This window comes from Nocardioides marmorisolisilvae (assembly GCF_031656915.1).
GTDB classification, from domain to species: Bacteria; Actinomycetota; Actinomycetes; order Propionibacteriales; family Nocardioidaceae; genus Marmoricola; species Marmoricola terrisoli.
This window is the reverse complement of sequence record NZ_CP134227.1, coordinates 1191789-1207297: the sequence shown is the minus strand read 5'-3', so window position 1 is coordinate 1207297 and position 15509 is coordinate 1191789. Positions and strand designations below refer to the sequence as shown.

Below are 15509 nucleotides of genomic sequence, written 5' to 3'. Positions count from 1 at the left end.
ACCGGTCAGCCGGAGATGTCCACATCCTCACGGCCGGAGTGTGGCGGCGTCCGTGCGTCCTCGCATGAGATCAGCCGGTGCGGCGTCGGCCCGTCGTGGAGGAACGCTTTCGTTCGACGACCTCCGCGGTTCGGGGCGGCAGTTGGATCGGCCCGAGTGCATCGTCGGTTCTGTTGAAGACGTCCTTACGCATCCGGGCATCGGCCTCTTCGGCGTCGCCCGTGGCGCGCTCGACCTCAGCGCGATCGAGTGTTGCGACCTCGTCGTACGGCGACGCGGCCAGAGCGACATTTGAGGCGAAGTCGGCGAGGTCGAGGTCGCCCAAAGCCAGGGCATGCGTTGTGACGATGTGACCGACGTCCACGATCGCGGCGGTCATGATGTGGTCGAGACGATCGCCTTCGAGGAGCCAGCCCCAGCCGTCCTTGCGGAGGTCGGTGAACGGCTCGCCACTGACGAGATGAAGTGCGCAGACGAGATCGGCCATACCCTCGGACCCCCGGCTCTGGCCGCGAGCGCGCAGCCGACGGAACAGGTCGAGGTCACAGAGGACGCCGTCCAGTGCGTATGTCGCCGGGACACCGTCCTGGTGGGTCTGCTGTGCTCGCGGCAGGTACGGCCTGCCTGCGCGACTCTGTCCGAGCCACTTCCTGACGATGCTCAGGTCGGAGCGCGCCTTCTGAGGACGGATGCAGAGGTCCTCGGCAAGCTTCTCGGCGCTGACTCCATGGGGATGGAGCGCGAGGTAGGCCAGAAACTCGACGTAGTAGGGCCGCCGGTGCGCGGTCGCTGTCGCGTCGCCAAGGGTCCTGACCGCGACCGGTCCGAGCAATGTGACCTTGGGGGCGGCGGGAACCGGGGAGTCCCAGCGGGCAACGTCTTCATCCAGATCCGGGTCGGCGGCCTCCACCGCCGGCGCAGCCTGAGCGCCTGCATTCGGAGCGAGAGCGTCGACGTCGTCGACGGTCGTGGCCGCCCGGTCGGCGTACATGTGGGCGTCGAGCGGAAGGAGCGACGAGCTGCCCGCTTGTTGTTCCTCTGGTCGTGGTTCGGTCAGCTCTTCCACGAGGGCGCCAGCGCAGTCCGACACGGCCCCACTGTCAGTCGGGCGGGGGACGGGCACGACCTGGGCCTCCGCTGTGAGGTCGATCAGGGCTGCACACGCCTCCGCTTCGGTGGCGGTGAGCCCTGCTGCAGCGAGGTCAAGGTCGAGGGATGGGATGCGGAGACGGCCTTCGGGAGACAGGTTGATGTCGACGTACGGTGCGGACGCTTCGGTTCCGACGGTCACGAGAGCCACGCCGGATCGTCCCGGGAATCCGACGAGGGCTCCCGCCAGGCGAGTGAGGCCATCTGCGTTCTCGTCGGCTGTGATGACCGCTGCGTGGAACTCGTCGGGCTCGCCGGTCGGGCTGGCCGCGCCGAGGTCGGCAGCCAGCGTGTCCAGGAATGCCGCGTCGCCTGGATCGTGAACGTGGACGAAGTCGCGGTTGATCGCGGCGATCTCCTCGCCGACGCCGAGCGCCTCGACGTGGACCGGCGAGGCCCATGGGTTGACGACCAGTTCGGCCACGACGTGACGAGCCAGCGCAGCGCTCCGTTCGTCATCGCCGGTCAGTGCCACTGTGCGGAGCTCCTCGAGATTGAGCAGGACGAGCGTCCCGTCGTCGGTCTCGCCGACGCTGACGAGCATCGGGTACGGCGACAGCGCGTCCGGCTCAGGAGTCGTCAGTGAATCGATGGGGATCTGCCATGCGACTCCTTCGCCTGTCCATGGCTGGGGGATCTCAGCTGGCTCCGCGAGCGTCAGGCTGATCCGTTTCTGCGAGAGCCGGGCAGAGATCAGGCGCGGCGCAGGAGCCAGGCATCGGAGGGCGGCGTCGAGTTCCTCGATCCGGTGGGCGGTCGCGGTGCCCGTCACCTGGATCGACTTCTCGGCCGCACGCAGCTCCTTCGGCGGGGGAGCGATGACCGTGCCGGGTCGGCGGTAGCGCAGCTGTGTTCTGCGGTGCTGACGTAAGACCAGCCAGAGCGAGCCGGCCAGGAGGGTGCCCGCACCGGCGAGTCCAGGAAGCAGCCATCCCGGGACGACCTGGTCCTCCGCGGGCTGGTGATCGCGTTGCGTCGGCGCGGGCTCGGGGGGTCCCGGGGCAGGTGTGAGCTCGACCGGGGGAGTCGTCTCAGGGATGGTCGGCTCCTGGACGTGCTTGTGTTTCGTGGGCTCGTGCGGATCGGTGTGCCCCGGGATGGTGAGGCGCCAGCCGGGGAGGATCAGGTCGGGGTCGCTGAGGTGGGCGCCGTTCGCCTGCACGGTGTCCCTGGATGCCTCGAAGATCGAGGGGTAGACGCGGGCGTCGCCGAGCTCGTCCTCGGCGATCTGGCCGAGTGTGTCGCCGGGCTGGACGACGTAGTCACGCTCGGGGGCGGTCTCGGCGACGGGCACTTTCAGGACGGTGCCCGGCAGCAGGAAGTCCGGACGCCCGTTCAGGACCGCGTCGTTGAGGGCGACGAGTTCGGCGTACCTCGTGCCGTCGCCGAGGCGTTCCTCGGCGATCTTCCAGAGGCTGTCACCGCGCTTGACCGTGTAGCGCTCCGTGTCCGGCTGCTGCTTCGAGTCCGCGGTTTGATGGGTGGTGACGGGTGTTTCCGTGGGCTGGGCGGCTTGGGGAGCGGTGTCGGGTGGGGGAGTCGCGGTGATCGCTGCCTCTGCCCTTGGCTGGGGGAGAAATGCGGTCGCGGTGGGGATCGCAACGAACAGCAGCGCTGCGGCTGCGACGAGGCGGTCGGCGGCGAGTTGAGGTACGACGAGGCCCGGGATCTGCAGGGCTCGTATGCCGCGGAGCTGGTAGACGATTGAGGCGATCAGCTGGCAGGTGAAGATGGCCCAGGCGATCCAGCAGACGACCGCGATCAACTGCAATGCCAGGGTCCCGTCGTCCGGTGAGGTGAGCCGTGATCCGGCGAACGCGCCTGGATCGGGGACGGCGGCGATGGCGAGGAGCAGGGCTGGTACGCCGACCACGAACCCGACGAGCGCGAGCGTGGCGAAGAGGCCGCGCAGCCTGGAGTTGGCTCTGTTCATTGCTGGCTACCTCCGAGGGTGCGGATGAGGCGTGCGGTGGCGGTGCCGGTGACGTCGAGACGGTGGATGCCGATCAGCCCGAGGAACTGCGGCTTGTAGCTGTCGTGGACGGTCACGGTGATCGTGTTGCCGTCGGTGACCGCGGCGGTGCCGCTGACTCCTGCCTGGTCGAGGTAGCGCTGTGCGGCGGCTCGGGCGGCGGCCGGGTTGATCGTGAGGCTGCTGCCCTGGATGGCGGGACCTCCGTCGACCTCTTCGCCCCCGGCCCGAGCGGCCTGCGCGGCGACGTCGTGTGCGCGTTCGTGCGCGTGGACCTGACCGCCGAGGTCGACGGCGAGTCCGACGAGGAAGATCATCGCGAAGCTGGCCAGGGCCAGCCAGACGGTGATGGATCCGCGCTCATCGCGCCGGCGGTTCATCGCTCGCGCCATGTGTCGATGGGGCTGGACATCGTGCTCGTGAACACCCTGGACCCCGGCAGGCCCGGCACCGCGAGATCCGACAAGCTGAGGCGGCACGAGATTGTGACGGCTACGGATCCGGGCACGCCCGGTTGCTTGTCGAAGTCGGAAGTGTCGACGGTGACGTCGATGTTGGTGCAGCCGAGATGTTGGTTGGCGATGCTCGCTGTCGCGGCTCCTCGCGCCTCGTCCCGCGCGGTCTGGGCGTCGCGCGCGAGGGACGCAGATCGAGCGCTGTCTGCTGCGGCGGACTGGAGGGCCTCGTGGGCGCTCGCGGTACGGCCACCGAGGATGATCAGGCCGACGAACAGCGCGAAGGCCGGTACGCCGATCGCTGCCTCGATCGCCGCAGAACCGCGCTCGCCTCGCCGGATCATGGTGCCCCCGCTGCAGTGGGATCTGTCAGGCGTTCGACTGGCACGGAGGCGCTCTGGACGATCCGGACGTGCCAGCCGGGGATGACGCTCAGGCTGAACCCAGTAATCGTGACGGTGGCGGTCGTGCTGGTCCGATGAACCGTGGTCGTGGTGTTCGTGAGCACGCCGTCACCGCCGGCCTCGTCGATGAAGGCGTTGGCCGCGGCGGCGCCGTCCGTCGTACGTCCGTGCTCGGCACCGGCGGCCCGGGCACCTTCCTGCGCGGCCGCGATAGCGGTCGTCCGGGCGTGGTAGAAGAGCGCGGCCTGCATCCCCAGGAACATGACCGCGAAGAGCGCGGGCAGCAGGATGACGAGCTCGATCGAGACCGAGCCTCGCTCTTCGTGGAGCCTGGCGCGGCTACTTGAGGTTGCCGGACTGCTTGGTGACATAGCTGGTGATGGCCGCGACGACGATGCCGACGATCGCGATGACCGCGACCGCCCAGAGCACGTGTTCGGTGGTCACCGATCCGCGTTCGCGACGCGACCGCTTCCGCAGGACGTCGTAGAGGTGGAGTGCTGCGATCTGCAGCACGACGAGGGCTTTCAACATCGGGTTCCTCCTGGGTGGTTGTCCTTCCGTGTCACGAGACCGTGAGCATGCGAAGCAGTGCGGGGGCTACGAGCAGCGCCATGAAGATGACTCCGAGCATGGAGCCGGGGATGGTCATGCGTTCACCGACGGCGTTTGCCTGGGCGATCTCGTCGTTGAGCATCGCCGCGCGCATGGCGGCCGAGCGGGCGCGCAGGGTGGCGTACACACCGGCCCCTTCCTCGCCGGAGAGCCGCATGATGTCGGCGAAGTCGTCGAGTTCGGGCAGTCCGAGCTCTGTAGCCAAGGTGTGTAACGCGTCCCAGGGCGGCAGGCCGGACCATCGCGACTGAGTGAGCTCTTCGGATAGCCGCGTGAAAACCCACGAGTCGCCGACCTCGGCCGCGGCCTCCATCGCCTGGCGCACACCGATGCCGTTGTTGCGTTCGAGCGCGACCAGATCGATGTAGGCGCCCAGTGCGCGCGCGAACTCGAGGCGGGCCTTCTTCGCGTCGTCGAGTGCGTTGTAGTTCGGGATGAAGAACATGACCGTCGCGAGCACGATCGAGGCCAGCGCCGGGATCGGAAGCGGCACGCCCAGGCCGAGAGAGTTGAACAGCAGCGTCAGCCCGGGCGGGATCACGACGCCGAGTCCGGCGAAGGTCAGCTTCTCGCCGTAGAACTGGGCGGTCGAGATCCGCAGCAGCGCAAGCTCGCGCATGGGCGTCCGGACCCAGATGCCGGGCGGGAGGACACGCAACCCCCACAGGCCGAGGCGTTCCTTGCCGCTGCGCGCGGTCGTCGCACTGGCGGTCGCGCGACTACGGACGGAGGTCACCCGGTCGAGGGCGTCGGCCAGGTCAGGCTCGACGGGCAGGATCCGGGCGACCAGCAGCGTCAGGCCGAGCCCGACGAGTCCGCCGGAGACGATCGCCAACTGGAGTCCGGAGATCATGGCGCGGTCCTCGGTTCAGAGCGCCGCTCGAAGAACCGGGGCAGCGGCTTGCCGGTCGCCATGCGGCGCATCCAGACGAGTGTTGCGACGTACGCCGAGAGCAGCACGACGAGGATCACCTGACCGATGGCGCTGCGATACGGCTTCACGTAGCTTCCGGAGAGGGCGAGTACGACGAGCACGCTCGCGCTGATCAGCGTGACCCATCGGGCGGTCGAGCGTGGCTTGGCGCGGTCCGCTTCGACCTGACGTCGAGCACGTACGTCGGCCGCGACCGACTCGGCCAGGCCCTCAAGAACGCTGGACAGGCCCGCGCCGCGGCGGCGCGCGGCGAGGATGAGGTTGGCCGCGATGAGGTCCCCGGTGGCATCGTCGAGTTCGTCGGCGAACGCCCGGAGCGCGGCCTCGGTGTCCCAACGGGCACGGAGCCTGCTCACCAGTCTGGTCACTTCGGCGTTGATCGGCGCAGGTGCCGAACGCAGTGTCGCGACGAGTGCCTGCTCCAACCCGATGCCGACGGTGAGGACCCCGGAAAGTGATCGGGTCCATTCCTCCATGGCTTCGAGCCGGTTGATCTGGATCGCGGCCGGCGGGGCGGAGAGCAGGGCCGGGAGTCCGATGACCGCGACCGGAGCGATCACGAGCGCCAGGACCCAGCCGGTGACGACCCAGCCGAGGAGGCCGAGCCCGAGGCCGGCAAGCAGAAGCACTCGGACGCGAGCGCTGAGGTTGAACCGGCCGCGGGCGGGCTTCGTCCTGGGGGCCACCGGAACTGTCCGGAGCCCCACGACGATGCCGAGGATCCCGACGGCGACCAGACCGCCGGCGAGACCCGGAAGCAACGGGTTCACGGGGTACCTCCCATCGGCCGGGTGGAGAGATAGCCCGCGAGGTCGAAGCCGTGCCCTGCAAGTGCTCGGTACTCGTCGGGCAGCACATCAGGTACCGCGACCCCGGAGGCGTCGGGGCTGAAGACGTGGGTGGTTGCGTAGCCCGGGTCCTTCTCACCGGGCGCCAAGGCGATGATCTCCGCGACGCGACGAGTGCGCCGCCCACCGCCGGGGACGGGCACGGTCTCCATGCTCAGCTGGACGATCAGATCTACCGTCGCGGCGAGCTTGCTGGTCGCCAGGCCCTGAGTGATGTGCGGCCCCGCCTCCATCGCGCAGGTCACGAGCTTTCGGACCGCGGCGACGGCATCGGCGGCGTGGGTGGTGGAGATCGAGCCGGTGCCCGACTCCATGGCCTTGATCATTGCCCAGATCTCCTTGCCGCGGACCTCGCCGACGATCTGGCGCGACAGATTGAACCGGAAGGAGTCGACGAGCGCCTCGTCGAGAGTGAACTCGCCGGCCTGTCGGCCATCGGGGCCGCGCTCACCAGAGCCCGGACGCGACTCCCAGGCGTGCACGATCTGGTGCCGGTCGAGCTCGTGGAGGTGGAGTTCGTACTCGGTCTCGAAGGTTCCGATCGCCTCCATCTCGTCGATCTCTGCGCACAGGGCGCGGACCAGGGTGGTCTTGCCCGCCCCTTGGGCGCCGGCGACAACGATCGACTTCCTGGTGCGGACCGCCGCCCGCAGGAACGATGCTGCGATCGGCGTCAGCATCTCCCGCTTCACGAGGTCGTCGAGGGTCACCTGCATCAGTCGGTGTCGCCGAATCACCACCGACGGGCGCGGTGTCACCCAGGCGGCGGCGGCCAGGCGGGCGCCACCGTCGAGTCGCAGGTGGAGCCGGGGTTGGGCCTCGGAGAAGGAACGGGCGTTGACCTCGCTGCGCGAGGCGAGGAAGACGAGGAAGTCGATGAGCTCCTGGTCGGAGTCGGCCACCGGCGGCCCGTCGATGAGGGTGCCGTCGATCAGTTCGAGCCGGACCCGGTCGTAGCCGATGATGATGATGTTCTCGACGCGGTCGTCGTCGACGAGCGGCTGGAGCCGGCCGAGCCGGAAGAGTGAGTCGAAGACGGCCTGTGCGGTCGCCTGCTGTCGGGCCGGACTCCATGTGCCCTGTCCGGCGTTGGCGGCGTCGGCCATCGCGGACTCGATCAGGTCCAACACGATCGAGCGGCCGAGTTCCTGCTGGGCATCCTTGTCGAGTCGGCTGCGATCAGAGGCGATCGTCTGGCTCAACTGCTCGGAGGCTTGGGCGCGCAGTGCTGCGACGAGTGACCAGTCGACGTCGTTGCTGACGGTCGACGGTGTGATGACCGTGGCGCCGAGTCCGGTCGGTGTCGGCGGCGCTGCGTTGGTCGGCTGGTTGAAGAGCGGGACGCTGGACAGCTCGCCGTACTCGCTCAGGTAGCGCGACGCCTCGCTCATCGTCCTGGCTCCTCGACGACCGCGAACCGGCCGCGGGCGAGCTGTGCCTGGACGGACTGGGCGGCTGCCTGGAGGCTGCGCGCGTAGGGGCCGGTCTCGAAGTGACGCGGCGGCGGCGCACCGCGGTGATAGACCGCTGCGGCCTCGGGATCGTCGGGCAGGTCGGCGACGACCGGGAGGCCGAGCACCTTGGCGACGTCGGTGGCGTGGTAGGGCTGTCCTTCGCCGACCAGCAACAGTCCCGGGTGGCGCCAGCCGGTCGCAGGCTGGCGGGCGGCTTCGGCCCACGACCGAGCCGCCGAGATCGACGGCAGCGTCGCCCGCGTCATGAGCAGGGTCAGATCCGCAGCCTCCAGAAGAGGCTGCGGGGAGCCGGCCAAGCCGAGCCGACCGGCATCGATGATCACATCCTGCCCGCTGGCCTCCAGGTCGCTCAGTGCACTCGCCAGCGGCTCCCACACGTCCCGCAGAGCCGCGGCCTGTGCGTGCGTCCTCGTGCCGGCGACCAGTGAGACGGTCGGGCTCAGGGGACGCACGACGTCCCGTAGCGCATCGGCGACGCCGAGCGGCGACAGGGACAGCTCAAGCAGTCCGACGTCGTAGGGCGTGGTGCCTTTCAAGAAGCCTGCGAGGACCCCGGACCCGCCTGTTGGGTCGGCCTCGACCAGCACCGCCGGACGAGGCCAGCAGAACGCCAACCCGACCGCGGATGACGTGACGCCCGGCGATCCCGCGGCGGAGGTCAGAGCGACGACGGCCATCAGTGAACCTCGGAGTCGAGGACGAGCGCGACGTGTCCGGTCGCGGCGCGGGCGGCCAGGACACCGGCGTCGGCGTACGGCACGAGGACGTTGACCACAGTGTTTCCGGTGGTCTCGTCGAGGGCGGTGTCGACGACCTCGGCAGAGGTGAACTGCGGGGTGCCCACGGCTCCGCTTCCGTTGTCGCCCGGTGTGACGATGATCCGGACCTTGTCGCCACCATGCATCGGCAGCGCCGGCGTCTGCGCTGGGGTGAGGGAGATCCCGACGATCGACTGGCCGTGCGGCGGCATCGGTGCGCCGCTGGTCGAGTCGGTCGTCAACAGGCCGCCGGCGGAGATGTCCAGAGCGGCGCGTCTACCGACGACGTGGTCGTATGCCGACGCAGGGAGCGGCGTCAGGGCGGGATCGCCGCTGATCCGGATTCGCTCGATGTCCCCGGATGTGATCACCTCGCCGCGGTGGATCGTGTGCCGGGCGGCGAGGACTTCCTCGGTGTTGGTCGTCGCGCTCCACGCCCAGGCGCCGAGCAGGCAGCCGAGCGCGGTGATGACGACGGCGATGACGACCAGTGCGGGGCGCTTTCGGAGCTTGACCGGGGGAGCGACAGCGGCGCCGGGATCCGGCGTGGCGGTGCGGGGGCCGGGCTTCCGGTCCTCTCGGGCAGTCGTGGTCATCGTCGTACCTCCTGCGCAGCGCTCGTCAGTCGACCAGCACCTGCGCTTCACCGATCCGGATCTGGGTCGAGCGGTTGAGGCCGTCGAGGCGGATCGTCCCGGTCTGGCCGGCGCCCGACCAGGTGATGACCCAGCTCGACGTGGCGGTGACGGTGTAGGCGTCATTGGTCTCGCGCGCGCTCGACAACTTGTAGGTGTAGCCACAGTCCGGGGAGGCCTTCCGCCCGTACTCCGGCTTGTACGGCGTCCCCGCCGTCTTGCAGACGACCCGCGACCCGTCCCCCATGTCCCAAGTGACGTGAAGCAGCTTCGCGATCGCCGTGATGGTGATTCCGCCCGCCGATGCCCTCGCGGTGATCGGCCCGACGGTGTGATCGTTCGGCGCCTTCGCCCACATCCACACCGGCATACCGACCAGGCCCACACTGTTCTGCCCCGGCCTGGGCACGATGCCGATCTCGATTGCGGAGAGCTTCATCCGCTTGACCGCGATCTGAGCGACGTCGCGAGGCGACGGGCCGGCTCCTGAGGCGGTAGGTGTGGACTTCGCCCACAGCTCCGCGACCAGATCCGTCTGCGGCTGATAGCACGAGTAGACCGCGCCGTCGCCAGGCGGATGGCCCTGCCGGCTGGGGTCTCCCGCCGGCGGCTGAGGCTTCTCGATTTGGACGTAGCAATTGTGGATGTCCGACCAGTAGCCGTACTGCGACGACGTACACGGGACAGGGCCTGCTGGTGGCCCCTTGAGTCCCTGCTTCGCCGGATCCCAGTAGCAGGCCGCGCCAGCGCCAGTGTCCCTCGGGCCATCGTTGGCCGCGGCAACAGGACTGGCCGGGCTAGGAGCCTTGACCAATACGACGCACTCGCCCGTTGCTGGATTCACGTGCTGGCAGTTCGTGCCCGCTTCAGCTCTCGAACAGGTGAGAACCGCCAGACAGGTACCCAAAAGGGCGACGAGAGCCGTCTGCCTCAGGAGACCGCGCATGGTGTCGCCTTCAGGTCGTGCGCGTCGGCGACCCGCCATCCGTTGCTGGGGTTTGCTCGATAGTGATAGTTCGCGACGTCGTAACGAGTCCACCGGCTGTCCGCTCGGTTCGGGCTGACGATCGACTTGCCGGTCCGGTCCACCACGTCGACCTTGCTGACGTCCCAACAGACGTCAATCGAGACCGTCGGGACCCTTCCCGCAGTCGGATCCGAATTGTCGAGATTGACCGACTGAACTTTCAGATGAGCGATCCGTGTGTTTCCTACCTGCCGTTCGCCGCGGCGGTGCTGCGCCCGGAGGAATGCTCGCTCAGCCGTCAGTTCGGTGCTCGTCGTGACGGAGGCCAGTGAGCTGAGGCGACTGGTTGGGTGCTGCCCAAGCCGGTCCAGGGTGGCGAAGTACTTCCGGACAACTGCCGTCGCGTCGGTCGCGGCCACATCCTCGGGGGAAGAGGGCGACGCACTGGTCGAGCCAGCTGTTGGCGTCGACCGCGTGGGGGAAAGTGAGCTCGAACCGCTGGGATCGGCGGCTGTGCCACCACAGGCGGATGCCACGGCCAACACCACCGCGCCGGCCGCCCAAGACCTCAACCCGAGAAAATGAGTCATGTGCGTTTCCTGCTCCCTCTTGCCTGTCGGCTCGAGGCGGACGAGTCGCCCCGCGGGCGGTGCGACACATCGTCTGGCCTCATCGTAAGCCTGTTTTCGCCTTCCGTGGCAGGTCGATTTGCCGGGACTTCAGGGGATAGGTACTCGTCACCTCCCACCCCCTCGCCTGCCTTCTTCCTCTCCCTCCACTTCTTCTTCACCCATCTCCCCATCCCTTCCTCTTCCTCTTCCTCTTCCTCTTCCCCTTCCCCTTCCTCAGCCCTCCTCACCCTCCTTCCCACCTCCTCCACCTCAACCCTTCCTCGATCTCACACGCATGGCAGACCGAGGTTCCTGTGGAGAAGGAGGCGCACCTGAGGGCTGTGGAGAGGAAACGGTCGTGACGGTCTCGATGCGTCGCATGTCAGCAGGCAGTGGCTACAAGTACCTCCTGCGGTCCGTCGCCGCGGGTGACGGCAACCGCGCGCTTTCCACACCTCTCACGCGCTACTACTCCGAGGCAGGTACGCCGCCGGGGCGGTGGATGGGCTCGGGGGTCCGAGTCTTCGGTGACGGTCAGCTCGTGCCCGGGTGTGTCGTGACGGAGGAGCAGCTCGCGCTCCTCGTCGGCATGGGACGCGACCCGATCACCGGCGATCAGCTCGGGCGCGCCTATCCGTCGTACAAGCGGCTCGCGGAGCGGATCCAGGACCGCGTCGACGCGCTTGACCCTGAGATGACGTTGGATGACTGCGCGGCGGAGACCACGCGCATCGAAGCCGAGGAGACGGCCGCGGGCATGAGGCAGGCGGTGGCGGGCTTCGATCTCACGTTCAGTGTCCCGAAGTCGGTCTCGGTGCTCTGGGGCGTCGCCGATCCCGCCACCCAGGAACGGATCGTGAAAGCGCACCATGACTCCGTCGCTGACGTCCTCGACTACTTCGAAAGAGAAGTCGCAGCTACCCGGACCGGAGTCAGCGACTGCGACGGAGCCGTCGCCCAGGTCGACGTGGTCGGAGTGGCCGCGGTCGCCTACGACCACTACGACTCACGCGCCGGCGACCCCCAGCTCCACACGCACCTGGTCGTGTCGAACAAGGTCCTCACCGTCTGGGACCAGCGCTGGCGCAGCCTCGACAGCAGACCTGTCCACGCCGCGGTGACGGGCCTGTCGGCTCAATACAACGCTGTCCTCGCGGACCGCCTCAGCCGCGACCTCGGCATCGAGTGGGAGCTGCGCTCTCGGGGCGCCGACCGCAACCCGCAATGGGAGATCGCCGGGGTCGGCGACGATGTGCTTCGAGAGTTCTCCTCACGCAGCCGCGAGATCGAGCTCGAGAAGGACCGCCTCATCGCCGCCTACCGTCGCAGTCACGGTCGAATGCCTTCAGAGAAGAAGATCGTGGAGCTCCGCGCCCAGGCCACGCTCGCCACCCGACCACCGAAGGAGATCCGATCCCTCGCGGACCTCACCGCCGAGTGGCGCACTCGGGCAAGTGAACTGGTCGACGGCACCGCTGAGCTGTGGGCGGCTTCGTTGCTTGCTCGTTCGGCTGACCAGCCCCTGGCAGCTCCCGATGTGCCCATCCCTGCGGTGCACGCGCTTGCCGCCGACGTGGTGGGCGCCGTCAGCGTGAAGCGATCGACATGGAGCCACTGGAACCTGCTGGCCGAAGCGTCAAAACAGACCATGGACCTACGCTTCGCGAGCACATCCGACCGCGAGGCCATCGTCGGCATGATCGTCGACGCAGCCGAGCAGACGTCGGTCTCCCTCACACCGCCAGAACTGGCAGCGAGCCCTTCCGGGTTTCGCCGAACTGACGGCACGAGCGTCTTCCGTCCGCGCCACTCCGTGAAGTTCTCCTCGCAGGCCGTCCTCGACGCCGAGGCCAGACTGCTCGACCGCTCCTCCGCCTTGGGTGCACCGACCACCAGTCCGCTAATCGTTGAACGAGTCGCGCACCGAGCCACGAAGCTGAGCCCGGAACAGCGAGCCGCGATCGGGACCATCGCCGTCTCCGGAAGGCAACTGGATCTTCTGGTCGGACCGGCGGGCGCCGGCAAGACCACCACGATGCGAGCTCTGCGTCATGCCTGGATCTCCGAGCACGGGCAGGGGAGCGTCATCGGTCTCGCTCCGTCGGCCAACGCCGCACAGACGCTCGCCGAGGATCTTGGCATCGTCTGCGACAACACCACCAAGTGGCTCTTCGAGCACGACCGGGACAACCCCGAGTATCAACTTCGCGCCGGTCAGCTCGTCATCGTCGACGAAGCGACGCTCGCCGGGACGACGACCCTCGACCGGCTCTCCAGTCTTGCTGCAGCGGCAGGCGCGAAGCTCCTACTGGTCGGCGACGCCTACCAGCTCTCGGCCATAGACGCTGGTGGCGCCTTCGCGCTCCTGGTCGACCGTCGCACCGATGCTCCGGAGCTGGCCGAGATCCATCGCTTCAAGCACGTCTGGGAGAAGGCGGCATCCCTCGCGCTGCGCCGAGGTGACGTCGAAGTCATCTCGACGTACGCCCGGGAACACCGAATCGAAGAGGGCAACACTGACGAGATGCTCGACGCGGCGTACGAGGGTTGGCGTGCGGATCAGCTCCAAGGACGCGCCAGCATCCTCGTGACCGAGTCGGCCCATGCCGTGCGGGCACTGAACGAGCGAGCGCGTGCCGAGCGCGTGGTGCTCGACGGCGCCGACGACGGTCGCGAGATCAACCTGGCCGACGGATCGCGCGCATCGGTCGGCGATCTCATCATCACTCGTCGCAACGACCGATCGCTCCGCACGATGCGAGGTGGCTGGGTGAAGAACGGCGATCGCTGGCGCATCACAGACATTCGTAAGGACGGGTCGGTCGCCGTACGGCGTCTTGACACGAAGCGACGGGGGAGCGCGGTCCTCCCTGCGGACTACGTCGGTGAGCATGTCGATCTCGGCTACGCGATTACCGCTCATCGGGCCCAGGGCATCACCGTCGGTACGGCACACGTCGTGGTCTCGTCCTCGACCGCCCGAGAGAACCTTTATGTGTCGATGACGCGCGGCCGCGACGCCAACATCGCTTACGTAGCGCTCGACCAGCCCGACGACAGCCACTCGACGCCCGAGCCCGAGGACGTCTCCGCCCGCACCGTGCTCTACGGGGTGCTCCAGCACACCGGCGCGAGCCAGTCGGCTCACGCGACGATCGAGGACGAGTACTCGACGTATGTCGGCATCGACAGGCTCGCCGCAGAACTCGAAACCATCGCGGCCGAGGCGCAGCACGACCGCTTCGTCGATCTGCTGCGGCGCTCCGGACTCAGCGACGCCGAGCACCATGCCGTCACCGAGTCGACAGCGTTCGGCCCGCTAGCGGCCGCGCTCCGCAGGGCCGAGGCGAACCACCACGATCTCGAACGACTCGTGCCGCGGGTCGTCGCCCAGCACGGGCTTGCAGACGCTGACGACGCGGCAGCAGTCCTGACCTACCGCGTGGACAAGGCAGCCTCATCGGTGCCCCGAGGCAAGCGCGCCGTGAAGCCCCGACTCATTGTCGGTCTGATCCCTGAGCCGCTCGGTCCGATGAGCGACGAGAACCGCCGGGCCATCGACGAGCGCAAGGACCTGATCGAGACCCGTGCACGCGCGCTCGCCGAGGAGGCGGTCGAGAAGCGGCCTGCATGGATGCGCCGTCTCGTAGCACCACCGGCAGACCAGACGGCCCGCGAGTCGTGGATCGCCGAGGTCAGCACCGTTGCTGCTTACCGGGACCGCTACGGGATCGTGTCTGACCTTCCGGTCGGCGGTCGGTCCACGAACGCGGCGCAGGAGAACGAACGACGGCGGGCGCTCGAGTCGGTTCGTGCTGCGGCGAGTGTGCGCGACGGCGCCCCTTGGCCGCGACAGACCCTCAGTGCGCCGGCGATATCTGGTCCATAGGAGCGGTCGCGGGGTCGTCGTCCACAGGTCCAACCTTGCCGAGCGCGCTCAGGACGGCTGTGGCGTACGCAGTGAAGATCCGACGAAAGGGATCACGATGGTCCTCCTGCTTGCTCTTCCAGTCTTCGCTGCGGTGGCGCTCGCGCACCGATCCCTGCAGATCTACGCCCCGACCAACCTGTTGGCCCGTCGGGTCCGAGCGATGACGCCCCGCGTTCGGACCTTGACGGTGTTGGTTGTCCTAGCGTCCGTGCTCCTCGTCGGGATGCACGTCCTCGCGGAGGCAATCGCAGTCGGTGCGCCCGGATGGCTGAACCTAGTCGTTTTGGTGCTGGGGTGGGACGCCATCAAGGTCTCGTGGTTGGCGTTGGGAGTCGTGCTGCGCCTCCTCACGCTCGCGGTCCGGCGGGTGACGGGCAGGCGTGCGCAGCCCCGCACTTTCTTTTCCTACAGTTGACCTGTGTCTGACGATCTTTCCCTCTTCGGTGACGACCCGAGCCCGGCGCCTGCTGAGTTGCCGAGCGCGCCGACGCCGATCGCCGACTGGCAGGTGGACCTCCTGCGCAAGGCGCTCGATGCCCGTGGCCTGAAATCGATGGCTGACCGGCGGCAAGCCGTCGAGTCGGCCACCGGCCGCAATGTCGAGTCGTTGCGCGCGCTCACCCACGAGGAGGGCCTGCAGGTCCTCTCGCGTCTCGGTCCGAGGTCTTCTGGCGAGCGAAGTGCCACCTCGCAGTGGGATGAGCGTGAGGCGGACACCTGGATCGACCGGCTCTGACTTCGCTTCACGGGCGCTC

Annotated in this window: 16 protein-coding genes; 3 read left to right on the top strand and 13 right to left on the bottom strand. The window is 68.3% G+C overall.

The features are described from left to right. Positions 1–70: 70 nt before the first annotated feature. The 13 genes from Q9R13_RS05740 to Q9R13_RS05680 form a co-directional block, all read right to left on the bottom strand. Positions 71–3082 carry a LysM peptidoglycan-binding domain-containing protein gene (locus Q9R13_RS05740; protein ID WP_310964108.1) on the bottom strand — a complete coding sequence of 1004 codons (3012 nt, stop codon included), beginning with the start codon at positions 3080–3082 and terminating at the stop codon, positions 71–73. After that, the gene (locus tag Q9R13_RS05735) at positions 3079–3501 is read right to left on the bottom strand and encodes a pilus assembly protein TadG-related protein (protein ID WP_310964107.1); all 423 of its coding nucleotides are present in this window, start codon (positions 3499–3501) and stop codon (positions 3079–3081) included. The genes Q9R13_RS05740 and Q9R13_RS05735 overlap by 4 nt, the downstream gene beginning before the upstream one ends. Then, entirely contained in the window at positions 3498–3920 is a 423-nt protein-coding gene (locus Q9R13_RS05730; RefSeq protein ID WP_310964106.1) for a TadE/TadG family type IV pilus assembly protein, read from the bottom strand. Before Q9R13_RS05730 ends, Q9R13_RS05735 begins: the two co-directional genes overlap by 4 nt. Then, entirely contained in the window at positions 3917–4351 is a 435-nt protein-coding gene (locus Q9R13_RS05725; RefSeq protein WP_310964105.1) for a TadE/TadG family type IV pilus assembly protein, read from the bottom strand. The genes Q9R13_RS05730 and Q9R13_RS05725 overlap by 4 nt, the downstream gene beginning before the upstream one ends. Beyond that, the gene (locus Q9R13_RS05720) at positions 4320–4514 is read right to left on the bottom strand and encodes a hypothetical protein (protein WP_310964104.1); all 195 of its coding nucleotides are present in this window, start codon (positions 4512–4514) and stop codon (positions 4320–4322) included. Before Q9R13_RS05720 ends, Q9R13_RS05725 begins: the two co-directional genes overlap by 32 nt. A 31-nt stretch (positions 4515–4545) precedes the next feature. Further along, positions 4546–5448 carry a type II secretion system F family protein gene (locus Q9R13_RS05715; protein ID WP_310964103.1) on the bottom strand — a complete coding sequence of 301 codons (903 nt, stop codon included), beginning with the start codon at positions 5446–5448 and terminating at the stop codon, positions 4546–4548. Then, positions 5445–6299 (bottom strand): type II secretion system F family protein, encoded by an 855-nt coding sequence (locus Q9R13_RS05710; protein ID WP_310964102.1) that lies wholly within the window; start codon positions 6297–6299, stop codon positions 5445–5447. The genes Q9R13_RS05715 and Q9R13_RS05710 overlap by 4 nt, the downstream gene beginning before the upstream one ends. After that, a complete protein-coding gene (locus Q9R13_RS05705; protein ID WP_310964101.1) occupies positions 6296–7768 on the bottom strand; it encodes a CpaF family protein in 1473 nt (490 codons plus the stop codon). The genes Q9R13_RS05710 and Q9R13_RS05705 overlap by 4 nt, the downstream gene beginning before the upstream one ends. After that, entirely contained in the window at positions 7765–8529 is a 765-nt protein-coding gene (locus Q9R13_RS05700; RefSeq protein ID WP_310964100.1) for a hypothetical protein, read from the bottom strand. Before Q9R13_RS05700 ends, Q9R13_RS05705 begins: the two co-directional genes overlap by 4 nt. Then, positions 8529–9206, bottom strand: coding sequence for an SAF domain-containing protein (locus Q9R13_RS05695; protein ID WP_310964099.1), 678 nt, complete (start codon positions 9204–9206; stop codon positions 8529–8531). Before Q9R13_RS05695 ends, Q9R13_RS05700 begins: the two co-directional genes overlap by 1 nt. A 25-nt stretch (positions 9207–9231) precedes the next feature. Then, positions 9232–9684, bottom strand: coding sequence for a hypothetical protein (locus Q9R13_RS05690; RefSeq protein ID WP_310964098.1), 453 nt, complete (start codon positions 9682–9684; stop codon positions 9232–9234). 491 nt (positions 9685–10175) lie between these two features. Next, a complete protein-coding gene (locus Q9R13_RS05685; RefSeq protein WP_310964097.1) occupies positions 10176–10631 on the bottom strand; it encodes a hypothetical protein in 456 nt (151 codons plus the stop codon). A 167-nt stretch (positions 10632–10798) separates the two neighbouring features. After that, complete coding sequence (locus tag Q9R13_RS05680; RefSeq protein WP_310964096.1) at positions 10799–11092, bottom strand: hypothetical protein; 294 nt, start codon at positions 11090–11092, stop codon at positions 10799–10801. An 89-nt stretch (positions 11093–11181) separates the two neighbouring features. Between Q9R13_RS05680 and mobF the strand changes: the two genes are divergently transcribed. The 3 genes from mobF (at position 11182) to Q9R13_RS05665 (ending at position 15490) form a co-directional block, all read left to right on the top strand. After that, a complete protein-coding gene (gene mobF / locus Q9R13_RS05675) occupies positions 11182–14712 on the top strand; it encodes a MobF family relaxase (protein WP_310964095.1) in 3531 nt (1176 codons plus the stop codon). A gap of 97 nt (positions 14713–14809) precedes the next feature. Further along, a complete protein-coding gene (locus Q9R13_RS05670) occupies positions 14810–15169 on the top strand; it encodes a hypothetical protein (RefSeq protein ID WP_310964094.1) in 360 nt (119 codons plus the stop codon). A gap of 3 nt (positions 15170–15172) precedes the next feature. Beyond that, the gene (locus tag Q9R13_RS05665) at positions 15173–15490 is read left to right on the top strand and encodes a hypothetical protein (protein ID WP_310964093.1); all 318 of its coding nucleotides are present in this window, start codon (positions 15173–15175) and stop codon (positions 15488–15490) included. Positions 15491–15509 lie beyond the last annotated feature (19 nt).